Raw genomic sequence first — 25133 nt, 5'->3', positions numbered from 1 at the left:
CAATAGGCATACTATTCGAGCATGACGGATCAGCGTGTGCTCTGGGTCACGGGTGGGGGCAGCGGCATGGGGGCCGCGAGTGCCGAGGCAGCGGCACGTGACGGCTGGTCCGTGGTGCTCAGCGGGCGTCGCGTCGACCGGCTCGAGCAGATCGCAGGTGCCATCCGGGACACCGGTGGAACAGCAGACGTCCTGCCCCTCGACGCGAACGACCCCGACGCGGTGGCAGCCGCGCGGGACACCGTGCTCGAACGGCACGGCCGACTCGACGGGCTCGTGCTGGCGGCGGGGCTCAACGCCCCGCGACGCCGGTGGGCCGACCAGTCGCTGAACGACTTCCGCGCGATCGTGGACACGAACCTCACCGCCGTCGTCACGCTGGTGGACGCCACGCTGCCGGCACTCCGCGCTGCCGGCGGCGTGGTCGTGGTGGTGTCGTCGTACGCCGGGTGGTCCTTCCAGCCCGGGGCAGGTGTCGCGTACTCCGCGAGCAAGTCCGCGCTCGCGTCGGTCGTCCGGACGCTCAACCAGCAGGAGGCCGAGCACGGCGTGCGCGCCACGCACCTGTGCCCGGGCGACGTCGCGACCGACTTCCTCGACCAGCGGCCGGAGGTCCCCGACGCGGCCGCCCGACAGCGCATGCTCCAACCGGAGGACGTCGGGCGGACGGTCGCCTTCGTGCTCGGGGCGCCGGCGCACGTGCGCATCGACGAGCTCGTGCTGTCGCCGGTCTCGCAGCGGTGACGAGCACCTTCGAGCGGGTCCTCGACCAGGTCGGGGCCGCCGTCGTCTCTGGTGAGGTCGCCGTGGGCAGCCGCCGGAGCGTCGACGACCTGGTGACCTGGACGGGCGCCAGTCGCAGCATCGTCCGCGAGGCGGTCCGCGTCCTCGTCGCCCTCGGCCTGCTCACCGCGCGGCGCCGGGTCGGCGTGACCGTCCTCGGCGTGCGAGAGTGGGACGTCCTGGACCCGCGCGTGGTGCGGTGGCGGCTGCAGGGTCCCGACGGTGACCGCGTGGCGGTCGAGCTCCGCGAGCTGCGTGCGGCGGTCGAACCCGTCGCCGGTGCCGCAGCGGCCCGACGGGCAGCGCTCGACGAGTGCGCGGACCGACGGGAGGCCCTCCGCACCACCGCGGACGAACTCGCCGCCGCCGCGACCCGCGACGACCGCCTCGGCTTCGTGATCGCGGACGTGCGGTTCCACGCGCTCGTGCTCGACCTGTCCGGCAACGCGCTGTACCGACGACTGCACCAGGTCGTCGGCCAGGTGCTGCGCGAACGCGGGAGCATCCGCCCGGACCGCCACGACGTCGGCCTCCACCTCGCACTCGCCGATGCCGTCCTCGACGGTCGCCCGGACGAGGCGGCCTCGACGATGCGGGCGATCGTCGACCGCACGTGAACGGGGAGCCCCGGACCTGCGAGGATGGACCCGGCGCGCCCCTCCGGTGCCCGTGGAGGGTGAGTCGTGGACGCAGCACAGGACCTGGTCGTCCAGCTCGTCGGTACCCCGTGGGCGTTCTTCGTGGTCGGCCTCGTGCTCGCCGTGGGCAGTGTCGCGGTCTTCCTGCCGAGCCAGGCACTCGTCGTCGCGATCGGCACGCTCCTGGTGGGCGGTGACGGCGGCCTCCTGTCGGTCCTCTTCCTCGTCGTTGCGGCCTCGATCGGCATGGTCCTCGGCGACCTCGGGCTGTACCACCTGGCGCGCTCGGTCGACCTCGGCTCGCGGTCGTGGTTCGCGCGTCCGAAGGTCCGTGCGGCCCGGGACGCCATCGACGGCCGCTACCGTGCCGCTCCCGGGCGCATCGCGGTGCTCGGACGCTTCATCCCGATGGGCCGGCTGACGACGAACCTGGTCGGCGCGGACAGCGGGCTCGACCTCCGGCGGTTCCTGGTCAGCTGCGTGCTCGCCGACGTCGTGTGGGCCGCGTACTGCGTCGGCATCGCCTCGGCCACCGGGCGCTGGAGCCGCGAGCAGCCCTTCCTCGTCACGACCCTCGCGGTCGTGGCGTCGATCCTGCTCGGCCTCGCGATCTCCGCGATCGAGAAGGCCGTGCGACGTCGCAACGAGGCGGCGGCCGCGGCCTGACGAAAGTAGGGTGGGCACACCGTTCGAAGGAGAACCCGTGCTGCTCGACGACCTCGTACCGGACCCTGACGCGCTCGAGCGCATCGCCACCGGCAGCACCTGGGCGGAGGGGCCCTGCTGGATCCCGGCGACCCGCACCCTGCGGTGGTCGGACATCCCCGGGGACCGGATCCTGCAGTGGCACGCCGAATCCGGCGAGACGACCTCGTACGCCGACGGAGTCGAGTTCACCAACGGCCGGACCCTCGACCGCGACGGCAGCGTCGTCCAGTGCTCGCACGGGCTCCGGCGGGTGGAGCGGGACCGCGACGGCACGGTCACGCCGATCGTCGACGCCTGGGACGGCGGCCGACTGAACTCGCCGAACGACGTCGTCGTCGCCCGCGACGGCAGTGTGTGGTTCACCGACCCGGCCTACGGCATCACGCAGCCTCGCGAGGGGCATCCCGGTGTGCGCGAGTACGGCGACCACTGGACGTTCCGCTGCGGGCCGTCCGGCGAGGACCTGCGCCCCGTGGCGACCGACGTCGACGAGCCGAACGGCCTGGCGTTCGACCCGTCCGAGCAGGTCCTCTTCATCGCGAGCTCGTCGGGGGACGAACCGGTCATCCGGGCCTACGACCGCCGCGGTGACAACGGCGAGCTGCTCAAGAACGGTCGGGTGTTCGCGCGACTCGCGCCGGGCGAGGGCGCACCGGACGGGATCCGGGTGGACGTGCACGGCAACGTGTGGTCGTCGTCGCACCGCGGTGTCGTGGTGTTCGACCCGTCCGGCTATCGGATCGGCGAGGTGGCCGTCCCGGAAGTCACGTCGAACCTGTGCTTCGGCGGTGACGACGGCACCACGCTGTTCCTGACCGCGACGACCTCGGTGTACCGGATCGCCACGACGACGCGGGACGCTGCCGTATCCTGACTCGGCCATGCAGTGCGACTACTTCGACCGCGGGGTGTGCCGGTCGTGCACGCTCATGGGGCAGCCCTACGCCGACCAGGTCCTCGACAAGGAACTCCGCACCCGCGAACTCCTGCACGACGCCGTCGAGGCGGCCGGCGGCCCCGGAGCGGTCGCGTGGTCGCCGGCGATCACGAGTCCCGAGGCCGGGTACCGGAACAAGGCGAAGATGGTCGTCGGCGGCTCGACCGAGCACCCGACCGTCGGCATCCTCGACCACCGGCAGCGCGGCGTCGACCTGCGGCACTGCGGGATCTGCACGCCCGGCATCCGGCACGCGCTGCCCCTGCTCGCCGAGTTCGTCACGACCGCGGGGCTGATCCCGTACGACGTCGCTGCCCGACGCGGCGAGTTGAAGTACGTCCTGGTCACCGAGTCGCCCGACGGTGAACTGATGGTGCGGTTCGTCCTGCGGTCCGAGGGGCAGGTGGCGCGGCTCCGCCATCACCTGGGTGTGCTGCGTGACGCCCTGCCGAACGTCGTGGTGGTCACGGCGAACCTGCTGCCCGAGCACAAGGCCGTGACCGAGGGTGACCGCGAGATCGTGCTCACCGAGCAGGAGACGCTGCCGATGCGCCTCGGCGGGATCACGATGCACCTGCGGCCGCAGAGCTTCTTCCAGACCAACACGGCCGTCGCCACCGAGCTGTACGCGCAGGCCTCGGCGTGGATCGACGAGCTCGACCCGGCGTCGATGTGGGACCTGTACTGCGGCGTCGGTGGGTTCGCCCTGCACGCCGCACGGCTGGGTCGAGTGGTGACCGGCATCGAGACGAGTGCCGAGGCGATCCGATCGGCGAAGCAGTCCGCGCGCGAGGCCGGGCTGGAGGGTCTCCGGTTCGCCGCCGACGACGCCACCGAGCACGCACTCCGTGCCCGGCCCGACGCCGTGCCGGAGCTCGTCCTGGTGAACCCGCCGCGACGCGGGATCGGCGAGACGCTGTCGACCTGGCTCGAGGGGTCGGACGTGCAGCACGTCGTCTACTCGAGCTGCAACCCGGTGACCCTGGCCAAGGACCTGGCGCGCATGCCGTCGTTCCGACTGCGTCGCGTCCGGGTGCTCGACATGTTCCCCCAGACCGGCCATCTCGAGGCCGTCACCCTGTTGTCGCGGACGTGATCCGGGCCTCCCGGTCGTCATTGCCAGGGAATTGCCAAGGTGACGTACCCGGGTACGAGTCGATCACCATGGCCATGGGCATCGCGGCGTACAGGTTCACCACCGGGGGACGTAGCACCAACGGGTAGAACCGTTTGTCTCGGTTTGATAACGACGAAGAGTTTCCTATGGTTGCCGACCGAGGTGCCGCCGGCCCGATGACCACTGCCCCCGGTGGCGCACCCCACAACTGACCGCGATCGGTCGGGGTGGGCAGTGGATTCCGCGTTCGAAGCGGCTCGTGACCCCGGTGGAGCAATCACATGAAGAAGCTTTCCCGTACCCGCACCATCGTCGGCGGCCTCGCGTTCGCCGGCATCGCCGCGACCGGTGTCGGCCTCGCGGCAACCCCCGCGAACGCTGCGTCCGGCTCGACCTGGGACGCCCTCGCGCAGTGCGAGTCCGGCGGCAACTGGGCCATCAACACCGGCAACGGCTACTACGGCGGCCTGCAGTTCAACCTCGGCACCTGGCAGGCGAACGGTGGTGTCGGCAGCCCCGCCGGCGCGAGCCGCGAGGCCCAGATCGCCGTCGCCGAGCGCGTCCTGGCCACGCAGGGCTGGGGCGCCTGGCCCGCCTGCTCCGCGCAGCTTGGGCTGAGCGGCACGAGCGGCGCCGCACCGGCTGCCGCCGCGCCGGCTCCGGCAGCCCCCGCCGCTCCGGCCCCGACGCAGCAGGCCGCACCGGCCCCGGCTGCCCCGGAGCAGGCCGCCCCGAGCACTCCGGCTCCGGCACCCGCGCAGGAGGCCGCACCGGCCGCCACGACGCCGAGCAAGCCCGCCGCCGTGAAGACGAGCGGTAAGACGTACACGGTCGCCTCGGGCGACACGCTCGACACCATCGCCACCAAGCTCAAGATCGACGGTGGCTGGAACAAGCTGTGGGCCGCGAACACGTCGACCATCGACGACGCGAACCTGATCTACTCGGGCCAGGAGCTGCAGCTCCCCGCCTGATCGTCCCAGGACGCACGACGACGCCCCGCGACCTCGGTCGCGGGGCGTCGTCGTGCGTGGCGCGTGTCGGGACGGGCGGGAGCGCTACTGCGGGTTGTCGGCCAGCCAGGACGCGACGTCGTCGGAGCGCAATGCCCGCGACAGCGAGCCGACCGCCAGGTCGTTGAGCGTGACAACGGACTGCCCGTCCGGGGAGGTCCCGGAACCCGCCGTGGGCACCGTGAAGGTCGTGAGGTCGTCCGTCCGGACGTCGCGCAGCGACCACCCGAGGCCGACCAGGGTGGGGAACGAGAGCCCGGCGTCCACGGCGAGGTGCTCGCTCGTCGCGGTGACGAAGTCCTGGATGCGCCCGGCGTCGGTGATCGTGCCGCGGGAGAGCAGACCGTTCACGACGCCGCGCATGAACGCTTGCTGGTTCCGCACGCGCGTGTGGTCGGCGTCGGCGAACGAGCTCCGCTCGCGGACGAAGGCCAGGGCGGCGTCGCCGTCGAGCCGGTTCGGCCCGGCGACGAAGTCGTGACCGCCCGCGGAGAACGCACGGCCGGAGTCGACCGTGACGCCGCCGAGGGCGTCGGTCATGCCCTTGAAACCCGTGAAGTCGATCTCGGCGACGTGGTCGACGCGGACGTCCAGCAGCTGCTCGACGGTCTGCACCGTGAGCGGGACACCGCCCCACGCGTACGCGGCGTTGATCTTGGCGTGCCCGTGACCCGGCACGTCGACCCACGAGTCGCGCATGATCGACATGAGGTAGACCGCTCGTCGATCGGCCGGGACGTGCGCGACCATCAGGGTGTCCGACCGACCGCCCGCGGTCCGGTCCGCATCGCCGCTCGATCGCCGGTCCGAGCCGATCAGCAGGATGTTCTCCGCGCCGTCGGTCGTCGTCGGGCGTTCGCCGGCCGGGAAGGCATCGGTGATCGTGTCGGTGTGGGTGTCGAAGCTGCGCGCCAGGCCGCCGACGAAGACGCTCGCCACGACGGCGACCACGGTGGCGATGCCGACGAGCGAGCCGATCGTCGCGATGAGGGCGACGAGGAGGGGGCGTCGGCGCTTCGGGCGGCGGGCGGTCCGTGCTGCGGTCTCGGCGGCCTGACGGGCCGCCCGTCGTTCGGACATGCGGGACTCCTGCGGATTCGGTCGGCCGTGCCACCGACCGGTCAATCCTATCGCATGTGGTATTTCACGTACAGGGTGTCAGTCTGCTGCTCGCCGTGACTTCCCGAGCAGATCCGTGAGTGCCGTCCGCAGTGCCGGGTCGTCCGGCAGGACCTCGCGCTCGATGTGCCGAGCGGTCTCCCATGCCCGGCGCCCGTGGTCCGTCACCGTCACGAGTCGTCGACGTCGGTCGTCGGGGTGCGGGGTGCGCTCGACGAGGCCGTCCCGCTCCATCCGCTCGAGCGTCCGTGACATGGTCTGCGGCTGCACCCGTGCCGTCCGGGCGATCGTGTCGGCACCGGTGGGCCCTGTGCGGATCAGGATGTCGACCGCGATGAGGGCTGCGTGCGGCAGCCCGATGGCGCGGAGTCGTTCGTCCCAGTCCCGTTCGACGGAGCGTGCGGCGGCCGAGAGCAGCCGACCGAGGGGCCACTGCTCGGTCGTGTCGTCCATGGCCGCAGTCTACGGTCGACACCGACAGTGGCTGTCGGGGGCTCTCCATCACATCCGTCTAGTAATCAGCATGCTGACGATCGGTGTACGCTCACCGACGTGTCCCGCTTCCTCCGCATCGTCCTCCCCGCGCTCGTCATCGTGGTCTGGCTCGCGATCGCCTCCGTCGGCGGTCCGTACTTCGGCAAGATCTCCGAGGTGTCGACGAACGACCAGACCTCGTTCCTGCCGGCGTCGGCCGACGCCACGAAGGTGCAGGAGCGGTCGTCCGAGTTCCGGCAGGAGTCGGGCGCACCCGCGATCATCGTGCTCGAGCGTGACGGCGGGATGTCGTCGTCCGACCTGTCCGCGGCGAAGGACCTCACGACGCAGCTCGGCGACCGCGACGACGTCGAGTCCGTCAGCCCGGTGATCCCGAGTGCGGACGGCGACGCGGTGGAGATCGTCGCGACCCTCACCACGGCAGCCGACACCGGCGATGCCGTCGAGGCGATCCGCACCGACGTCCAGGACGCCCTGCCCACCGGTGTGAGCGGCTACGTCACCGGACCAGCCGGGTTCACCGCCGACCTGACCGAGGCGTTCGCCGGCATCGACGGCCTGCTGCTCGGGGTCGCGCTCGCCGCGGTGTTCGTGATCCTGATCATCGTCTACCGCTCACCACTGCTGCCGATCCTCGTGCTCGGCACCGCGACGTTCGCCCTGTGCGCCTCGATCCTGGTGGTGTGGTGGCTCGCGAAGGCCGGCATCGTCACCGTGAACGGCCAGGTGCAGGGGATCCTGTCGATCCTGGTGATCGGTGCGGCGACGGACTACGCCCTGCTCTACACGGCGCGCTTCCGCGAGGCGCTGCGCGACCACCGCACCGGCTGGGGTGCGACGAAGGCGGCCGTGCGGGGGAGCCTCGAACCGATCCTGGCTTCCGGCGGCACCGTCATCGTGGGCGTGCTCTGCCTGCTGCTCTCCGACCTCAACTCGAACAAGGCGCTCGGTCCGGTCGCGGCGATCGGCATCGCGTTCAGCCTGCTCGCCGCCCTGTCGCTCCTGCCCGCACTGCTGCTCGCGTTCCGTCGAGCGGCGTTCTGGCCGCTGCGTCCCGCCTACGGCAGCGCCCACCCGGTGCTCACCGGTCCGGCGGCCCGCGGCGTCTGGGCCCGGGTCGGTCGGCTCGTCGCCAAGCGCTCCCGGGTCGTGTGGATCGTCTGCACGGTGGGCCTGGTCGCGATGGGCACGGGCCTGGTCGGGCTCAAGGCCGACGGGGTCCCGCAGAGTGACCTCGTCATCGGGGCCTCGCAGGCACGTGACGGGCAGGACGTCCTCGCCGACCACTTCCCGGGCGGCTCCGGCAGCCCGGCGCAGGTCATCGGGTCGGAGCGTGACCTCGACGCCCTCGTCGACGCCGTCACGGCGGTCGACGGCGTCGACGGGGTCGTCGCCGCCGCGAAGGACGCCCCGTCCGGCACCGTGCCCGTGACGAGCGACACGAGTTCCGCCGGCGGCGTCGCCGCCGAGCCCACCGTCTCGCGCGGGGACGTGCTGCTCGAGGCCACGTTGTCCGACCCAGCCGACTCCGACGCGGCCGAGCAGACGGTCCGTGACCTCCGCACCGCCGTCGAACGGGTCGATCCCGACGCGGTCGTCGGTGGCGTCACCGCGACCGCCGTCGACACGAACGACACCGGGATCCGTGACCGCACGCTGATCATCCCCGTGGTGCTGGTCGTGATCCTGCTCATCCTGATGCTCCTGCTCCGCAGCATCGTCGCCCCGCTCGTGCTCATCGGCAGCGTGATCGTGTCGTTCGCCGCGGCCCTCGGCGTCGGGGCGCTCGTGTTCGACCACGTGTTCCACTTCCCCGGTGCGGACCCGAGCGTGCCGCTCTACTCGTTCGTGTTCCTCGTCGCGCTCGGGGTGGACTACAACATCTTCCTCATGACGCGGGTGCGGGAAGAGGCACTGCGGCACGGCCCGCACGAGGGGGTCCTGCGAGGGCTCGGTGTCACCGGCGGGGTCATCACCTCGGCCGGCGTGGTGCTCGCGGCGACGTTCGCGGCCCTCGGCGTCATCCCGATCCTCTTCCTCGTGCAGATCGCGTTCGTGGTGGCCTTCGGCGTCCTGCTCGACACGATCGTCGTCCGTTCGCTGCTCGTGCCGGCGCTCGCGTACGACCTCGGACGGCGGGCCTGGTGGCCGTCGCGCCTCTCGCGCGCGAACCATCACATGTGACACGCTGGGTGCATGCCAGTTCCTTCGACGCAGCCCGCCGCCGAGCGCAAGCTCCTCCGTGACACCGTGCAGGACAAGATCCGCGACGCGATCATGGACGGCACGCTGGAACCCGGCGAACGGCTCAACGACGACGACCTGATCGCGTGGCTCGGGGTCTCACGCACCCCGATCCGCGAAGCGCTCGCGGAACTCGCCCGCGCCGGCCTGATCGAGATGGCGCCGAACCGCTACACCCGCGTGGCGGCCCCGACGAAGGACGAGCTCCTCGACGCCTACCGCACGCTCGGCGTCATCTACGGCGGCGTCGTGCGCCTGGCCGTGCCCAACTTCACCGAGTCGCAGCGCAAGAAGATCGTGAAGATGCTCGACGACGTCATCGCGCGGGTCGGTGCCGACGAGCAGGACCAGATCGCCCGCGACGGCGCCGACATCTACTCGCAGTGGGCGGACGCCTGTGGCAACCCGTCGCTCGTGCAGCTCTGCCGATCGACCACCGACGGACTGTCCTTCAAGCTCCGGGTCCCCGAGCTCGCCGAGCTGGTGCCGGCCGCGGTGATCCTGCCCGAGATCGAGAAGCTCAAGACAGCCGTCCTGGCGAAGGACCCGATCGCGGCAGAGCTCGCGATGGAGGCCATCCACCTGCTGCCGTCGCGCGCGTAGCGCCGTCACGCGCGCGTCAGTGCGCGACGGCGCTGATCATCCCGAGGCCGACGCTGATGCGGTCGGCGACCTCGATGAGGTCCTCGGCGAGGGAGTCCAGGTCGCGGTCGCGCAGCTGCGTGAGGCGCCCCGAGATCGACAGTGCCGCCGCGATGCGCCCCGAGGCGTTGCGGATCGGTGCCGCGATGCAGAACCGGCCGAGCGCGAGCTCCTGGTTCTCCTCGCACCAGCCGCGCCCGGCCGAGGCGACCAGGTCGGCCGTCAGTGCGTCGTGGGTCGTGATCGTGTGGTCGGTGTACCGGGCCAGGTCGTCCCCGAGCAGTGCGCGCCGCTCGTCCTCCGACAGGTCGAGCATCAGCGCCTTGCCGAGCGCCGACGCGTGCATCGGCTGTCGCATCCCGATCATCGTGTGCGACTTCGGCGCGAGCGAGCCCTCGAAGTGGCAGAGGTAGATGCACGACGCAGCGTCCTGCACGCCGACGTTGGCGGTCAGCCCGACGCGGTGCGCGAGTTCCTGCGCCGCCGAGCGGCTCTCGCGGTGCACCGGGTTGTGGTTGAGTCCCTGGCTGGCGAGCTCGAGCACGGCTCGACCGACCGAGTACGCCTGGGTCTCCGGGTCGCGTCGGACGTACTCGAGCGACTCGAGCGTCGCCAGGAGCCGTCCCGTGGTCGAGGTCCCCAGCCCGATCGCCCGCGCGATGTCGGAGGCGCGCACGGCCCCGTCGGACGCGCCGAGTGCGCCGAGGACCGCTGCGGCTCGCTCGATGCTCTGGTTCGGAGGGGTGGTCGCCATGCCCTCATTCTGGCCCGTCCCGGTGCGCGTCAGGAGACCTTCACGGCGCTCGCGGTGACGAACGGGGATCCGTTCGTCGCGGTCACGACGACCCGCAGTGCGGCAGTGCGCACCGGTTCCACGTCGTGGATGCGGTGGCGGTGCCGGTTCGCGTCGACCGCGGCGAGCGTGCGCCAGGCCCCTTCGACGCACGCCTCGATCCGGTAGTCGCGGGCGAGTGTGGGCACGGCGTCCCAGGGGGTGCGGTGGTGGTGCAGGTTGATGAGGTCGGCGTCGACGTCGTCGTTCCAGACGATGCGCACCTGTCGGACGTCGACGGGCTCCGCCCAGTCGAGCGAGAGCACGGCTGCGCCGGCACCCGCGTCGGACGACCACATGTGCGGTCCGCCGAACGGGCGCTGCTGGCCGTCGGCGACCCGGGAGGCCCGCCACGCGTCCGTCTCGCCGGCTGCGGTGAACGCGAACGCGTGTCCGCGCAGGGCGCGCGCCTCCCAGTCGGTCACCGGCTGTCCGGACTCCTCGGGGATGTGGTCGTCGAACTGCTCGTCGTCGGCGCTGCGTGCGCGCAACGCCATGACGCCGTACGGGTGGCCGTCGGTCAGGACGAGTCGGACGCCGGGCTGCCGTCGGACCACGACGACCGCGTTGCACGACTCGTCCGGGTGGAAGGCCAGGTCGACCACCGCTTCGTCCGGTCCGGCGGCGACGTGTGCGGTGTGGGTGCTGACGTGGTCGATCGGGGCGTAGTTCTGGGGTCTGCCGGTGGTCCAGAGCTCGAGGGTCAGGTCGGTGCCCTCGTCCGCCTCGGTGCGGAGCCGGAACTCGCCGAGCGCGGGGTCGGCGGGCAGGAGGACGGCGACGTCGCGGTCCAGGTCGAAGCGGTCCTCGGTCGCGAACGGCGTCGTGTCGATCGTGGTCAACTCGCTGCTCGCGGTGATGCGGGCGGTGCGGGCCAGGTCGGCGGGGTCGTCGGCGCGGACCCCGATGAGCGGTGCGTCCTCGCGCAGCAGGGTCTGCTGCAGCAGTTCGATCCGATCGGTGCCGAGGGACCGCGGTGTCGTGCCGTGCCGTGCCACGAGGTGCGCGGCGGTGCCGGCGGCCTGCCCCTGGGCGGCGCAGGTGGCCATCACCCGGGTGGACCCGAACGCGACGTGCGACGCGGAGATGTCCCGGCCGGCGAACAGCAGGTTGGACACGTTCGCCGAGTACAGCGAACGGAACGGGATGTCGTAGGTGCCGTCGGTGTACCGCTGCTGGGCGCCGGCGGTCTCGGCGTAGACACCCTCGACGGGGTGCAGGTCGATGGACCAGCCTCCGAACGCCACCGTGTCGGGGAACGCGCGCTGCTCGAGCAGGTCCTGCTGCGTCAGGGTGTGGTCGCCGACGAACCGGCGGTACTCGCGCTTGCCGGGGATCGCGCCCACCCAGTCGAGCGTCAGGGTGTCCGCGTCGAAGGCCCCCGAGTTCTTGATGTGGTCCCAGATGCCGTAGACGACGCCCCACAGCTCGTCGCGGATGCGCTCGTTCTCGGTGACGGTGTCGAGCGCTCCGCCCCACTCGATCCACCAGTAGTTGCAGCCGTTGTCGCCGGTCCGGATCGCCCGGTTCGCCAGGATCGGCGTCGTGGACAGGTCGACGGCGATCGACGGCGGGACGAACCGGTCGTGCCTGCCGGTGTCGTGCGTCGAGAAGAAGATCGAGCTGCCGAGCAGTTCGTCGTCCGCCTGTTCGGGTGCCCAGGCCTCGCCGTGCTCGTCGCGGCCCTCGCGCCCGATGCGGTACTCGGCGCCGGCGAGGGCCCCGACGAGGCCGTCTCCCGTGCAGTCGAGGAACACCGGGGCCGTGAACGTCGTCTCGATCTCGGACCCCATGGTCCAGCCCGTGACGGCGGTGATGCGCGGGGCGCCACGGTGGTCGTCCGCCGTCTGCACGGTCCGGACGTCGGTGTTGAGGTGGAGGTGCACGTTCGGCTCGGCCCGGACGAGGTCGAGCACGACCTGGTCCCAGTAGACGGCGTTGCCCTGCGGGTTCCGGTACTGGTTCTCGAGGAAGAGCTCGCCCATGATCCCGGTCTCGCGGGCGAACCGGTGCGTGCCGTGCGCCGTCGCGCCGACCACCCACACCCGGATCTCGCTCGAGGCGTTGCCGCCGAGGACCGGGCGGTTGGTGACGAGGGCGACGCTCGAGCCGAGGCGGGCGGCGGCGACGGCGGCGCTGACACCGGCGAGACCGCCGCCGACGACCACGACGTCGTGGTGCTGTTCACGGGATTGCATGCTCGGGACGGTATCACTCGGCGGCTCTTCTTTCCCACTGTGTGGCAATGTGTGCCCGGCGAGTGCTATCGTCAACGAATTCTCGACAACGAAGTGTGAGGCCCACCCCATGAGCGACGGAACCCGGACGCAAGCCAGCGTCGATGCCGCCACCGCCCCCGACGTCCAGGTGGCCCTGGGCGACGACGCACGCCGCCAGGGCATGCGGAAGGTGATCGTCGCCGCGGGCGTCGGTCACTTCGTCGAGTGGTTCGACTTCGGCCTCTACGGCACGTTGGCGACCGTCATCTCGCTGTACTTCTTCAAGCAGGGCGATCCGCAGGTCGCACTCCTGTCGGCCTTCGCCGTGTTCGGCGCCGGCTTCGTGATGCGTCCGCTCGGCGGGCTGTTCTGGGGCTCGCTCGGCGACCGGGTCGGCCGGAAGACCACGCTGGCGACGGTCATCCTCATCACGAGCGGCGCGACCGCCGTGATGGGCATCCTGCCGACCTACCAGAGCGTCGGGATGCTCGCACCGATCCTGCTCGTCGTGGTGCGTCTGGTGCAGGGGTTCGCCGCCGGTGGCGAGGGCGCCGGGGCGACGACCCTGCTGGCGGAGTACGCCCCGTCGAACCGGCGCGGCTTCGTGACGAGCTTCATCGACGTCTTCGGGTTCGCCGCGTTCATCGTCGGTGGCGGCCTGGTCTTCCTGTTCACGGCGCTCGCCGGGGACGGAGCTCTCGAGTCGTGGGGGTGGCGCGTCCTGTTCCTCGTCGCGGTGCCGCTCGGCCTGGTCGGGTTGTACCTGCGCACCAAGCTCGAGGACACCCCGGAGTTCCGCGCGCTCAAGGCGAAGGGCGAGGTCGCCGCGAACCCCCTGCGCCGCTCGCTCCGGACCGGCTGGAAGGCCCTGCTTTTCTGCGTCGGGTTCGTCGTCCTCAAGGCCGTCGGCCACTGGATCCTGCAGACCTTCATGCCCTCCTACCTGCAGGCGGACCTCGGGTACTCGCCGCTGGTGTCGTACGGCGTCGTCGTCATCGGCTTCCTGGTGATCGCCGGCCTCGTCCCGTTCTTCGGGCTGCTGTCCGACAAGATCGGCCGGAAGCCCGTCATGCTCGCCGGCTGCGCGGGGTTCCTCGTGCTGACGTACCCGACGCTCATGCTCATGGACGCCGGCAACTTCTGGGCGGCCGCAGCCGCGATGGTGCTGCTCGGCCTGTTCATGGCGGCGTTCGACGGAGCGGTGAGCGCCGCGATGGCCGAACTGTTCCCGACCGCGATCCGCTACGGGTCGATGGGCATCGCCTACAACATCAGCGTGGCGCTCTTCGGCGGCATCACGCCGTACTTCGCCACGTGGCTGATCAGCGCGACGGGGAACACCTTCGCGCCGGCCTTCTACGTGATGGCGGCAGCCGCGATCACCGGTGTGACGGTGCTCCGCGCACGCGAGACGCACAAGCAGGGACTCGTCGCCGAGTGAGCCGAGCGCGGGCCCGTCGCAGGGGCTGTGGAGTGACCTTCCAGGCGGATTCCATGTCCCCTGCGCGCGCTGCGGTTATGGTTTCCCGGTGAGCAACGAACCCGAGCAGACGACGGAGCCCGCGCGCCGCGGTGCCGTGACGCCGCGCCACGGGCGCCAGAAGCGACGAGCGGGTGTGGTGTTCCCGGCGATCGCGGGCGTGCTCACCATGGCCGTCCTGCTGAGCGGTGGCTACGCGGCGTACGCGTACAACCAGCTGTCCGGCGGGGTCACGATCGTCAACGCGATCACCGGCAAGAAGGACACGAAGGACGACGTCGACGGCAAGGCGCAGAACATCCTGCTCGTCGGTGACGACCACCGGCCGGACAACGCCACCCCCGAGCAGATGGCGGAACTCAGCACGACGTCGGACGGCGGTGCGACCAACACCGACACGATGATCGTCCTGCACATCAACGCCGACGGCTCGCAGGCGACGATGATCTCGTTCCCGCGTGACTCGTACGTCGACATCCCGGACGTGGGCAAGGGCAAGCTCAACAGCGCCTTCTACTACGGCACGCTCAACGGTGGCGGCGACACCGGTGGTGCGAAGATGCTCATCAAGACCATCGAGAACCTGAGTGGTCTGCAGATCGACCACTACGTCCGTGTCTCGCTGCTCGGCTTCTACCAGGTCGTCAAGGAGCTCGGGCCGGTCGAGGTCTGCCTGAACCAGGCGACCAACGACCCGTACTCCGGCGTCGACCTGCCGGCCGGCAAGTCCTCGCTGAACGCGAAGGAAGCCCTGTCCTTCGTCCGTCAGCGCCACGGCCTGCCGAACGGCGACCTCGACCGCAACGTCCGTCAGCAGTACTTCCTGTCGCAGGAGGCCCGGAAGGTCACCTCCGCCGGCACGCTGCTGAACCCGGTCAAGATGGGGAACATCCTCAAGGCCGTCGGGGGGTCGATCCAGACCGACACGAACCTGATCGACCTCGCCTCGCAGATGCGCAACCTGCGACCCGCGAACATCCAGTCGGCCACGATCCCGACCCTCGGCACACCGACCGTCTACGTCAACGGTTCGGCGCTGTCCATCGTCGAGGTCGACACCGTCGGCCTGCCCGCCTTCGTGCAGGGCCTCGTCGGTGAACCGGAGGCCTACGCGAAGGCCGGTCGCGCCCAGCCGGCGAACACCTCGGTCACCGTGCTGAACGGCAGCGGCGTCGAGGGTGCCGCGACCACGGCCGGTCAGGTCCTGACCAGCCGCGGGTTCCAGGTCGCACCGGCCGGTTCCTCGGCCACCACGAAGGTCACGCAGGTGCAGTACCCGGCCGGCCAGGAGTCGCAGGCGAAGGCGATCGCGGCGGCCGTGCCCGGCTCCGTCGCCGTCCGCACCAGCGCGGTCACCGGCGTCACGCTCGTGCTCGGCACCGACGGCAAGACGGCGAAGGCCGCGAGCGAGCCGAGCGCGACGGCGTCGAAGCCCGCCAGCACCGGCTCCGGGTCGAAGCCGAGCAAGCAGGCGACGAAGGAGCCCGCGCCGAAGTCGACCGACGTGCACAACTACGGCACCGAGGGCACCTGCATCAACTGAGGCCACGGCCGGGACTTCCTCGCTAGGTTCGAGGGGTGAGCAGCGCAGCGCGTCCGATCGTCCTGATGACCTACAACATCAAGAACCCGGACCCGGAGCACGACTGGCCGGCCCGGCTCCCCGTCCTCCTCGACATCATCCGACGGCACGACCCCGACCTGGTCTGCGTGCAGGAGGCCTTCGCGCACCAGCTCGACGACCTGCGCGCCGGCCTGCCGGACCACGCGGACGTCGGACAGGGCCGCGAGGGCGGCACCGCTGGCGAGCACCCGGCGGTGTTCTACCGACGCGACCGGTTCCGGCCGACCGACGAGGGCTCGTTCTGGCTGTCGGACACCCCGGACGAACCGGTCTCGAACACGTGGGACAGCCTGTACCCACGGATCGCGAACCACGCCGTGTTCCTGGACACCGACGGCCCGGCCGTCACGGTGCTCACCACGCACCTGGACCACGAGCCGGGTGAGCACGGTGACGAGGTGCGCGGCAAGAGCGCGGCGCTGATCGTCGAACGGCTCGCGCGGGAGACCGGTCCCGTCGTCTTCGCCGGTGACTGCAACGAGCCGGCCGGCGCCGGCGCCGCGTCACGCGTCTTCGCCGAGGCCGGGTTCGACGACACCTGGCTGCTCGCCGGTGACCCGGAGGACCGGACCGCGACGTTCAACGACTGGCAGCCACCGGTCGACACCGCGGAGCGCATCGACTGGGTGCTGACCCGCGGCGTCTCCGGCGTCGATCGTGTCGTCATCGACCACGACGGTCCGGAGACGTGGTTCGCCAGCGATCACTTCCCGGTGATCGCGACGATCCGCGTGTGAGTCAGCAGCTCCGCTGCGCGTGCACGGGCATCGGGGATCCGAGCACCGTGACCGTGGTCTCGTCCGTCAGCGCCGAGACACCGTTGGTGCCGGCGGAGTCGTTCGGGTGGTCGTCGCCGGAGGTGTCGTCGGCCCAGCCCTCGCGCAGCAGCAGCTGCCACGCGCGGGAGTCGTCCGAACCGTAGGACACCCGCTCGGAGCGGGGAGCGTCGGCGATCTCGTCGGCGATGTCGTCGCCGACCTGCACGCCGTCGGGGCCGGTCAGCTCGATCCGTGCACCGAGTCGGCTGCGGACCTCGTCGCGCAGGACGCGGATCTCGACGGCGTTGCCCGCTCGCGCCTCGGTGGTGAGGGCCGCGACCCGGATCGCACCGCCCCACGTGGACGTGGTGCCGGCCGGGAAGCACGCGCCGCCGACGCCTTCAGCGGTCTGCGTGCGAGTCGGGGTGCCGAGCAGACGGTCGAGCAGGCTCACGGTCAACCGGGAGTCGCGCATCGACGACTCGACGACGGTCTTCCCGCCGTTGCGGAGCACCAGGGACTCGGCGTCGAGCTCGATCGAGTCGACCCGACGGAGCTTCGCGTTCGACACGTGCACCGGGGCGGCGTCGTGTGAGGTCTCGGCAGCCACGGCCGCGTCGGCACCGATCCCGGGGGTGCCGTCGAACGCGAGCGCGCCGGCCGAGAAGGCGAGCACGGCAGCGCCGAGCGCCAGCAGGGTCCGAGGAGTCACCGTTCGACGGTACGACCCCGACCCGTCCAGAACGACAGGTGTTACCGAATCGGGTCCTGGCCGTCACCGGACCGTGACAATCGAGGAAGACGCAGGTGCGGCCCTGGACCGGTGGGGCCGGCGGACGTCAGCCGGTCCGCGCGCCCGGGGGACAGCCTCCTGGACGGCCCGTGGTGCGCCCCTGCGTACCGTCGGCGGCATGACGGACCAGCAGAACGACCAGGCAGGGCTCGACCAGGCAGCGCTCGACCAGTACTCCATGCAGGACCCGACGAAGATGTACGCCGACAAGAAGCCGGACGAGCAGTACCTCGAGGGTGCGGGCACCGACGCCGAGATGGCGGAGAACGTCCCCGCCGACCACGGCGAGGACACCTACCGCGGCTCTGGCCGACTCGCGGGCCGCAAGGCACTCGTCACCGGTGGCGACTCCGGCATCGGCGCAGCAGTCGCCATCGCCTACGCACGCGAGGGCGCCGACGTCGCGATCTCGTACCTGCCCGAGGAGCAGGAGGACGCCGACCGCATCGTCGCGCTCATCGAGGCCGCCGGTCGCAAGGCGGTCGCGCTGCCCGGCGACATCACGTCCCTCGCGGTGTGCGAGCAGATCGTCGCCGACACCGTGGCGCAGCTCGGCGGGATCGACATCCTCGTGAACAACGCGGGCAAGCAGCAGAACGTCGACGACATCACGAAGATCTCCGACGAAGAATTCGACGAGACCTTCAAGACGAACGCCTACGCGACCTTCCGGATCACGAAGGCCGCCGTGCCGCACCTGCAGCCGGGCTCCGCGATCATCAACACGACGTCGATCCAGGCCTACGCGCCGTCGCCGCACCTGGTGCACTACGCGGCCACGAAGGCGACCGTGAACAACCTGGCGAAGGGCCTGGCGGCGCAGCTCGCGCCGAAGGGCATCCGCGTCAACGCCGTCGCGCCGGGGCCGATCTGGACCCCGCTGCAGCCGGCCGGTGGCCAGCCGCCCGAGGCGCTGCCGTCCGCGGGCGAGCAGACCTACCTCGGCCGCTGGGGCCAGCCCGCCGAGCTCGCGCCGGCCTACGTGTTCCTGGCGAGCGGTGAGTCGTCCTACGTCGTGGGCGAGACGCTGCACGTCGACGGCGGGATGCCGACGCCGTAACGCGTCGCCGACGGGCTGACGGGAGGCGCGGTGCCGGTGGGCACCGCGCCTCCCGTCGTCCGTGTGGTCGGGTCCACGGCGCCTGGTCGGGTCAGCAGGTGACGGCGCGCGCCATCCGCTCGAGGAGCTCCCGCGCGGAGAGCGCGGCGGCGAGTTCGACCTCGACCGGGTTGATGCCGATCGCGTGCTCGAACGCGCGTCGGCGTGCCTGGTCGACGATCGGGACCTCGGGGCGTTGCGGCAGCACCGCGATGGCCCGTGCCGCGGCGTCGAACGCGCCAGCGGGGCGGCCGAGCTGCTCCCACATCGCGCGGACGTCGTGCGCGACCTGCTCCGGGTCGCCGCCGAACTCGAAGCCGGCCGAGGCCATCGTCGCGAGTCCCTGTGCGGTGGGGTCGTTCGGGGTCATGCCCGGCATGGTCACACGGATCCGTGCGAACCCGCTGGGCGTCGCTCCCGTGTCCCCCCATGTGCCGACACCCGTACCGGGGATTCTGTTGTCCCCCGTTCTGCGTTTGGATGGACGTGCCCCGGCGTCGGGGCGACCCCGGACAGGACGTCCGTGGAACGACGGAGGGCACGATGCTCGAACACACCAGCGCCGACACGCAGGCCGCAGCGGCCGCGGCGGCGACCCTGCACCTCCGGATCACGATCGTGGGGGCCACCGTCGACCTGCTCCGCGACGTCCCCTTCCACGAAGCACGCGCCGTGCAGGTCGCTGAACGGATGGGCATCACCGTCGAGGAGCTCGAGCAGCACTTCCCGTCCTGGGACGGCCTGGTGCTCGCCGCCGTCGACCGGTGGAACGGCGGCCGGATGGACGAGGTCACCCGCGAGGTCGGCGACGGCTCGACCGTCGAGCTCCTGCGCGCGATCGTCGCGTCGAACGCCGAGGACCCCGCGCTCATGCGCCTGCTGGTCGCGCTGCTGTCCGTCGCGGGCAACCCCGAGCACCCGATGGCGACGTACCTGCGGTCGCGGTACCAGCTCTTCTACGCCCAGGTGAAGCGCGGCCTCGAGCGCGACATCGCGGTCGGTCGCGCACCGCACACGATGGAACCCCGTCGCGGCGCCGAACAGCTCATCGCGCTGTACGAGGGGCTGCAGCTGCAGGCCCTGCTCCGTTCCGACCTCGACCTCGTCGCGGCGTTCGACCGTGCGGTGGCCCGCCTCGAGCGCGGCTGGATGGAACGCTACGAACCGCACGCCGCACGCCGGCACGCGACGTGGAGCGACGGCGACGACGGCAGCTGGGACATCTGAGCCCGGCCCGTCAGCGCCCGTCGGACGCCGACCGCGACCCGCGCGGCACCGAGCCGTCGCCGGGGTCGTACCCGGTGTCGCGGATGACCCGGAGCGCCGTCGTGTCGTTGTGGACCGAGTGCACGACGACCCGGCGGGTCCGACGGAGCGCCCGGCGCGCGCCCGGTGTCGCGAACAGGCCGCCGAGCACGAGCCCGGCGCCGATCCCGAGCGCCACGGAGACCGCCGCCACGAAGTCGAGGGCCGCGCTCGACGAGCCCGACATGAAGTTCAGCAGCGCGTTCGACACCGCGACACCGGGCAGCAGCGCCCCGCAGAACGCCGGCACCGCGATCGCCGCGACAGCGGTCCGCATCCGTGCCGCCGCGTAGGTCGAGAGCACGCCCAGCAGGACGGCGGCCAGGAACGTCGCGCCGAGCAGCGGCAGCCCCAACTGCCGCAGGCCCCACAGCGAGGCACCGGCGGCCACCGAGAACACCACGGCGACGGGGATCACCCGCGCACTGGCCTGCTGCACGAAGCAGTTCGCCCCGGCCGACACCACGGTGAGCGAGAGCGAGGCCCACAGCGGCAGCGCCTGGGTGACGATGCCGGACGGGTCGACCTCGAGGTGCAGCCACTTCGTCATCGCGATCCCCGCCGGCACCCCCACCACGATCGCGGCGATGACCAGCCCGATGTAGAACGCACGGGCGACCGCCATCGCCCGGAAGCCGGAGATCGCGTCCTGGGCCCAGGTCACGAGCGAGACGTGCGGCAGGAGCAGCACCACCAGCGCGGCGACCATGGTGGCGGCCCCCGCCGGGTGCAGGACGCCCGCGCCGATCGCCAGGGTGCCGATCACGGACGCGACCGCCCCCTGGGCCCCGGACACGAAGAACTGCGGGTAGCCACGACCGGTCAGCCAGCGCCCGGACAGGATGATCCCGAACATCAGCACGAACGCCCCGATGCCCGCTCGCCATCCGCCGCCGGCCTGCATCGCGATCGAGGTCCCGAGGATCGAGAGCCCCACGTCGGCGAGCCACGTGGGCCAGCGCGGCGGCATCCGCAGCACCGCGACGAGGGCGCTCACGGCCGAGGTCATGTCCCGCTCGTCGTGGACCAGGTCGTCGACGATCTGGTTCGCGCGCGCCAAGCGGTCCAGGTCGGAGCCGTCGGAACTCACTGTCCGGACCTTCACGAGCGGCGGGATGTCGGCCGGCGCGTACTGGATCGTCACCGAACTGCCGGAGAAGTCGAGGTCGAGCGGCGCCAGGTTCCACTTCGTCGACACCGCGACGACGGCGGTCTCGACGCTGCGGGTGTCGGCACCGGAGGCGAGCATCACCTCGGCCAGGTCGAGGCAGAAGTCGACGATCTGCGTCGCCGTGTACTGGTCGCGCCCCTTCGCGTCGGGCTCCACGTGCTCGTAGATCGTCCCGCGCAGGCGGGCCCGCGCATCGCGCAGGTCGTGCTGCGCGAGATTGCGGCGACGTGGCCGGGGTGGGCGGCCCGGCTTGTGCGGGCCCGGGTGGTGCTGCTCGGCCATCCCGCCATGGTGCCAGTCGAGATCTGGACGCGACCAGAGCGGACGGGAGGCCCGGTACCAGCTGGCACCGGGCCTCCCGTCCGTCACGTGGTGACGTCGCCTGCGTCGCTCGCCTACTGCTCGAACGTCGCGTCGAGCGTGATGTCGACGCCGGTGAGTGCCTTGCTGACGGGGCACGTGGCCTTGGCGTCCTCGGCGGCCTTCAGGAAGGTCGCCTCGTCGATGCCGGTGACCTCGCCGTGCACGGTCAGGGCGATGCCGGTGAGCTTGAAGCCGCCGGCGGAGTCCGGGCCGAGCGAGACGTCGGCCTTGACGTCGAGGGCCTCGACCGTGCCGCCGGCTTCGCCGAGGACGGCGGAGAACTGCATGGCGTAGCAGGCCGAGTGTGCGGCTGCGATGAGCTCCTCGGGGCTGGTGCTGCCACCGGCCTCGTCAGCGGCGCGCTTCGGGAACGAGACGTCGTAGGTGCCGACCTTCGAGCTGGAGAGCTCGACCTGACCGGAACCGTCGTTGAGACCGCCGTTCCAGGCGGTGCGTGCGGTGCGCGTGGGCATGGCCGCTCCTTTCGTGTGGGGGGATCGGACCCGAGCGGGACCGTCGCAGCCGAGTCAAGCGGAGAACGCGCGTTCTCGCAACCGGCTCACGGTGAAGACGCAGGGTTCGCCGGTGTTCCGCGCGCACGTGGTGTCCCCGGCAACACCCGTTGCACAGGGCAACAGGTGTAGGATTGCTGACCGGATCGTTCGATCCGCCGCGACGCCGCACCCCTCCTGACGCCCGACGGATCCCCGTCGACCCGCCGTCCACATCAAGGAGAACCCATGCGCGCCGTCGTGTTCGAGCAGTACCAGACCTTCCCGTCCCTCACGGACGTCCCCAAGCCCACGCCGGGCCCGGGGGAGGTGCTCCTCAAGGTCGCCGGTGCCGGTGCGTGCCACTCGGACGTCGCCGTGTACCGCGAGTTCCAGGAGGGGCAGCCGGGCGCGCAGTCCCCGTCGTTCGTCCTCGGGCACGAGAACTCCGGCTGGGTCGAGGCCGTCGGCGACGGGGTGACCGGGTTCACCGAGGGTGACGCCTACCTGGTCTACGGGCCGGTCGGCTGCGGGCACTGCTCGTACTGCTCGAAGGGGCAGGACACCTACTGCGAGAACGCCGCGACGAACCCGTACATGGGCATCGGTCTCGGGCGGGACGGCGGCATGGCGGAGTACGTCAGCGTCCCCGCCCGCAACCTCGTGCCGCTCGGCGACGCCGACCCGGTCGCCGCCGCACCGCTCAGCGACGCCGCGCTCACGCCGTACCACGCGATCAAGAACTCCCTGCCGAACCTGGCGGGTGGCGGCCGCTTCGCGCTCGTCGTCGGCCTCGGCGGTCTCGGGCAGATCGCCGTGCAGATCCTCACCACGCTCACCGGCGCCACGGTCATCGCCACGGACATGAAGCAGGACGCCATGGACCGCGCCGCCGCCCGGGGCGCGATCACCGTGCCCGGCGGGCCGGACCAGGCCGCCGCGATCCGCGAGATCACCGGCGGTCGTGGCGTCGACGCTGCGTTCGACTTCGTCGGTGCCACCCCCACGATCAAGGTCGCGCAGGCCTCGATGGCGGTCGGTGGCCGGTTCACCGTCGTCGGGATCGCCGGCGGTACCACCGAGTGGAACTTCTTCGCGACGCCGTACGAGTCGACGATCACGAACACCTACTGGGGCACGATCGAGGACCTGCACGAGGTCGTCGCGATGTACCGCGCCGGGCAGATCGTCCCCGACGTCGAGCGCTACGCGCTGGCCGACGCGCTCGAGGCGTACCGGAAGCTCGAAGCCGGCGAGCTCTCGGGCCGTGCGGTCGTCGTCCCGACGCTCTGACCACGGGTCGTCTCGCGGCGTACCTGGTCGAATCGGGCGTACCTGGTCGGAAGTTCTGACCAGGTACGCCCGATTCCGCTTTCCATCGCGAGTGTTCTGGGAAGGAACGAGCGCGGGTCAGCGGCCGGCGGCGTAGCCCTGCGAATCGCGGGGGTTCGCCGCGGCGCCGAGCACACCCGTCGCCGGGTCCCGCGTCACGCACGTCAGACGGCCGAGGCTCCAGTCGCCCGCGCGGGTGACGACGTGACCGCGAGCCTCGAGTTCCGCGATGACGTCGTCGCCGAGTCGGTCCTCGACCACGAGCCCGGCCGGCTCCCACGTGCGCGGCCAGAACGACCCCGGGAACGACGTCGTGTGCAGCGCCGGGGCGTCGATCGCCTGCTGCGGGGTGTACCCACCGACGATCCAGCGCAGCAGGAACAGCAGCTGCCACTGGTCCTGCTGGTCGCCGCCGGGTGAACCGAGCGCGGCCACGGGCACGCCGTCACGGAGCACCAGGGTCGGCGTCAGCGTCGTGCGGGGCCGCTCGCCGGGGCGCAGGGTCGACGCCGTGCCCGGCTCCAGCCAGGTCATCTGCAGTCGGGTGCCGAGGCAGAACCCGAGCTCGGGGATCGTCGGCGACGACTGCAACCAGCCGCCGGACGGCGTCGCGCTGACGATGTTGCCCCAGCGGTCCTCGACGTCGATGTGGCAGGTGTCGCCCCGGGTCGCACCGTCCGGGGCCACGAACGGCTCGCCGCGGTCCTCGACGGGGACGACGGGGGTGGCCGTCGCGCGGTCGGCGTCCCGCGCGACCTGCACCGTGGGTTCGCCGAGACCAGCTCCGTCGCCGGAGGAGTACGACGTCCGGACCGGCGGCAGCGCGTGCTCGACGCCAGCGACCGAGCCCGGTCGCAGCACGGCCGAGGCCCGGTCGCCGATCAGCGCCCGTCGCTCGTCGGTGTACGCGTCGGACAGCAGCACGTCGAGCGGGACGTCGCCGTCGCCGTAGAACGCCTCACGGTCGGCCAGCGCGAGCTTCTGCGCCTCGACGATGGTGTGTGCGCCGACCGACGTCGACGGGTCGAGCAGTGCGTCGTCGAGCGGTTCGAGCAGCCGCAGGGTCTGCAGCAGCGCCGGACCCTGGCCCCACGGCCCGGTCTTCGCGATCGTGCAGCCGCGGAACTCCGCCGTCGCCGCGGGCTCGTACGACGCCCGGAACGCCGCCAGGTCCGACGCGCGGATGACCCCGGCGTGGTCGGTGCCCGACGCGTGTCGGTGCGGCTCCCGCACGAAGCGGTCGATCGCCTCGGCGACGAAGCCCTCGGCCCACTCGCTCCGTGCGGCGTCGATGCGCGCGGTCCGACTGCCGGAGCCGTCACCGGCGTCGACGAGCCGGTCGAGCACTGCGGCCAGCGTCTCGTTGCGCACCAGGTCCCCGGGGACCGGCACCGTGCCTCCCGGCAGCCACTGCGTGGCGGACGTGGGCCAGTGGTCACGGAACAGGTCCTGCACGGCGGTGATCGTCCGGACCACCCCGGCTGCGACCGGGTGGCCCTCACGGGCGTAGCCGATCGCCGGCGCGAGGACGTCCGCGAGCTCCCACGTGCCGTGGTCACGGAGCAGCAGGAGCCACGCGTCGACGGCACCCGGGACGGTGGCGGCGAGCGCGCCGGAGCCGGGGACGAGGTCGAGACCCTCGGAGCGGTAGTGCTCGGGCGCCGCGCCCGCCGGTGCCGGGCCCTGGCCGACGAGCACGACCGGGGTCGGGTCCGACGCCGTCGCGAACACCGCCGTCAGGTCGCCGCCCGGCCCGTTCAGGTGCGGCTCGACCACGTGCAGGACGAAGGCCCCGGCGACGGCCGCGTCGAAGGCGTTGCCCCCGCGCTCGAGCACCGACTGCGCGGTGGCGGTCGCGATCCAGTGCGTCGCGGCCGCCATGCCGAACGTGCCCTGGAGGTCCGGGCGCGAGGTCTGCGTGGTGGGCGGGACGAAGGCGGGGTTCGGCGTCGGCATGCACCCATCCTCTC

Annotated in this window: 23 protein-coding genes; 14 read left to right on the top strand and 9 right to left on the bottom strand. The window is 71.6% G+C overall.

What is annotated here, in order from left to right:
* Positions 1 to 21: 21 nt before the first annotated feature.
* The 6 genes from EDF63_RS02265 (at position 22) to EDF63_RS19030 (ending at position 5157) form a co-directional block, all read left to right on the top strand.
* On the top strand, positions 22 to 744 hold the full coding sequence (locus EDF63_RS02265) for an SDR family oxidoreductase (RefSeq protein WP_260232946.1): 723 nt from the start codon (positions 22 to 24) through the stop codon (positions 742 to 744).
* Entirely contained in the window at positions 741 to 1400 is a 660-nt protein-coding gene (locus tag EDF63_RS02260) for a FadR/GntR family transcriptional regulator (RefSeq protein WP_123310833.1), read from the top strand. The genes EDF63_RS02265 and EDF63_RS02260 overlap by 4 nt, the downstream gene beginning before the upstream one ends.
* 66 nt (positions 1401 to 1466) lie before the next feature.
* Complete coding sequence (locus tag EDF63_RS02255) at positions 1467 to 2087, top strand: DedA family protein (protein ID WP_123310831.1); 621 nt, start codon at positions 1467 to 1469, stop codon at positions 2085 to 2087.
* A 37-nt stretch (positions 2088 to 2124) separates the two neighbouring features.
* On the top strand, positions 2125 to 3003 hold the full coding sequence (locus tag EDF63_RS02250; RefSeq protein ID WP_260232945.1) for an SMP-30/gluconolactonase/LRE family protein: 879 nt from the start codon (positions 2125 to 2127) through the stop codon (positions 3001 to 3003).
* 7 nt (positions 3004 to 3010) lie between these two features.
* Positions 3011 to 4162, top strand: a complete 1152-nt coding sequence (rlmC, locus tag EDF63_RS02245; protein ID WP_123310827.1) for a 23S rRNA (uracil(747)-C(5))-methyltransferase RlmC — start codon at positions 3011 to 3013, stop codon at positions 4160 to 4162.
* Between the two features lie 302 nt (positions 4163 to 4464).
* Positions 4465 to 5157, top strand: a complete 693-nt coding sequence (locus tag EDF63_RS19030; RefSeq protein WP_111085877.1) for a transglycosylase family protein — start codon at positions 4465 to 4467, stop codon at positions 5155 to 5157.
* A gap of 84 nt (positions 5158 to 5241) precedes the next feature.
* Here EDF63_RS19030 and EDF63_RS02235 read toward each other — a convergent pair whose 3' ends face one another.
* Positions 5242 to 6276, bottom strand: coding sequence for an LCP family protein (locus EDF63_RS02235; protein WP_123310825.1), 1035 nt, complete (start codon positions 6274 to 6276; stop codon positions 5242 to 5244).
* Positions 6277 to 6354: 78 nt separating this feature from the next.
* The gene (locus EDF63_RS02230) at positions 6355 to 6768 is read right to left on the bottom strand and encodes a MarR family winged helix-turn-helix transcriptional regulator (RefSeq protein WP_123310823.1); all 414 of its coding nucleotides are present in this window, start codon (positions 6766 to 6768) and stop codon (positions 6355 to 6357) included.
* Between the two features lie 99 nt (positions 6769 to 6867).
* Here EDF63_RS02230 and EDF63_RS02225 point away from each other — a divergent pair, with 99 nt between their 5' ends.
* Together EDF63_RS02225 and EDF63_RS02220 are read left to right on the top strand one after the other, a co-directional pair.
* Positions 6868 to 8994: an efflux RND transporter permease subunit gene (locus EDF63_RS02225; RefSeq protein WP_123310821.1), complete on the top strand. Its 2127-nt coding sequence runs from the start codon at positions 6868 to 6870 to the stop codon at positions 8992 to 8994.
* Between the two features lie 12 nt (positions 8995 to 9006).
* On the top strand, positions 9007 to 9657 hold the full coding sequence (locus EDF63_RS02220) for a GntR family transcriptional regulator (protein ID WP_123310819.1): 651 nt from the start codon (positions 9007 to 9009) through the stop codon (positions 9655 to 9657).
* 16 nt (positions 9658 to 9673) lie between these two features.
* Here EDF63_RS02220 and EDF63_RS02215 read toward each other — a convergent pair whose 3' ends face one another.
* Entirely contained in the window at positions 9674 to 10450 is a 777-nt protein-coding gene (locus EDF63_RS02215; RefSeq protein ID WP_123310817.1) for an IclR family transcriptional regulator, read from the bottom strand.
* 29 nt (positions 10451 to 10479) lie between these two features.
* Positions 10480 to 12726, bottom strand: a complete 2247-nt coding sequence (locus tag EDF63_RS02210) for an FAD-dependent oxidoreductase (RefSeq protein ID WP_123310815.1) — start codon at positions 12724 to 12726, stop codon at positions 10480 to 10482.
* Positions 12727 to 12835: 109 nt separating this feature from the next.
* Here EDF63_RS02210 and EDF63_RS02205 point away from each other — a divergent pair, with 109 nt between their 5' ends.
* The 3 genes from EDF63_RS02205 to EDF63_RS02195 all read left to right on the top strand — a co-directional run bounded on the left by EDF63_RS02205 (position 12836) and on the right by EDF63_RS02195 (position 16588).
* Positions 12836 to 14188, top strand: a complete 1353-nt coding sequence (locus EDF63_RS02205) for an MFS transporter (protein ID WP_123310813.1) — start codon at positions 12836 to 12838, stop codon at positions 14186 to 14188.
* A gap of 88 nt (positions 14189 to 14276) precedes the next feature.
* Complete coding sequence (locus EDF63_RS02200; protein ID WP_123310811.1) at positions 14277 to 15770, top strand: LCP family protein; 1494 nt, start codon at positions 14277 to 14279, stop codon at positions 15768 to 15770.
* Positions 15771 to 15805: 35 nt separating this feature from the next.
* Positions 15806 to 16588: an endonuclease/exonuclease/phosphatase family protein gene (locus EDF63_RS02195; protein ID WP_123310809.1), complete on the top strand. Its 783-nt coding sequence runs from the start codon at positions 15806 to 15808 to the stop codon at positions 16586 to 16588.
* Between the two features lies 1 nt (position 16589).
* Here EDF63_RS02195 and EDF63_RS02190 read toward each other — a convergent pair whose 3' ends face one another.
* Positions 16590 to 17321 carry a hypothetical protein gene (locus EDF63_RS02190; protein ID WP_123310807.1) on the bottom strand — a complete coding sequence of 244 codons (732 nt, stop codon included), beginning with the start codon at positions 17319 to 17321 and terminating at the stop codon, positions 16590 to 16592.
* Between the two features lie 199 nt (positions 17322 to 17520).
* Between EDF63_RS02190 and EDF63_RS02185 the strand changes: the two genes are divergently transcribed.
* On the top strand, positions 17521 to 18462 hold the full coding sequence (locus tag EDF63_RS02185) for an SDR family oxidoreductase (RefSeq protein ID WP_123310805.1): 942 nt from the start codon (positions 17521 to 17523) through the stop codon (positions 18460 to 18462).
* A 91-nt stretch (positions 18463 to 18553) separates the two neighbouring features.
* Here EDF63_RS02185 and EDF63_RS02180 read toward each other — a convergent pair whose 3' ends face one another.
* On the bottom strand, positions 18554 to 18871 hold the full coding sequence (locus EDF63_RS02180) for a hypothetical protein (protein ID WP_148061697.1): 318 nt from the start codon (positions 18869 to 18871) through the stop codon (positions 18554 to 18556).
* Between the two features lie 173 nt (positions 18872 to 19044).
* Here EDF63_RS02180 and EDF63_RS02175 point away from each other — a divergent pair, with 173 nt between their 5' ends.
* Complete coding sequence (locus tag EDF63_RS02175) at positions 19045 to 19728, top strand: TetR/AcrR family transcriptional regulator (RefSeq protein WP_148061696.1); 684 nt, start codon at positions 19045 to 19047, stop codon at positions 19726 to 19728.
* Between the two features lie 10 nt (positions 19729 to 19738).
* On the opposite strand, the gene EDF63_RS02170 is transcribed toward EDF63_RS02175, so the two are convergent.
* Both EDF63_RS02170 and EDF63_RS02165 read right to left on the bottom strand, forming a co-directional pair.
* The gene (locus EDF63_RS02170) at positions 19739 to 21259 is read right to left on the bottom strand and encodes a threonine/serine exporter ThrE family protein (protein ID WP_123310799.1); all 1521 of its coding nucleotides are present in this window, start codon (positions 21257 to 21259) and stop codon (positions 19739 to 19741) included.
* Positions 21260 to 21372: 113 nt separating this feature from the next.
* Complete coding sequence (locus tag EDF63_RS02165) at positions 21373 to 21813, bottom strand: OsmC family protein (RefSeq protein WP_111085865.1); 441 nt, start codon at positions 21811 to 21813, stop codon at positions 21373 to 21375.
* Positions 21814 to 22080: 267 nt separating this feature from the next.
* Between EDF63_RS02165 and EDF63_RS02160 the strand changes: the two genes are divergently transcribed.
* Positions 22081 to 23124: an NAD(P)-dependent alcohol dehydrogenase gene (locus tag EDF63_RS02160; protein WP_123310797.1), complete on the top strand. Its 1044-nt coding sequence runs from the start codon at positions 22081 to 22083 to the stop codon at positions 23122 to 23124.
* Positions 23125 to 23241: 117 nt separating this feature from the next.
* On the opposite strand, the gene EDF63_RS02155 is transcribed toward EDF63_RS02160, so the two are convergent.
* On the bottom strand, positions 23242 to 25119 hold the full coding sequence (locus tag EDF63_RS02155; protein ID WP_123310795.1) for a gamma-glutamyltransferase family protein: 1878 nt from the start codon (positions 25117 to 25119) through the stop codon (positions 23242 to 23244).
* Between the last annotated feature and the right edge of the window lie 14 nt (positions 25120 to 25133).

Origin of the sequence: Curtobacterium sp. JUb34 (genome assembly GCF_003755065.1) — a bacterium.
Taxonomy (GTDB): Bacteria; Actinomycetota; Actinomycetes; order Actinomycetales; family Microbacteriaceae; genus Curtobacterium.
Note: the sequence above shows the minus strand (reverse complement) of the source record. Positions and strands in the feature narration are given on the sequence as shown.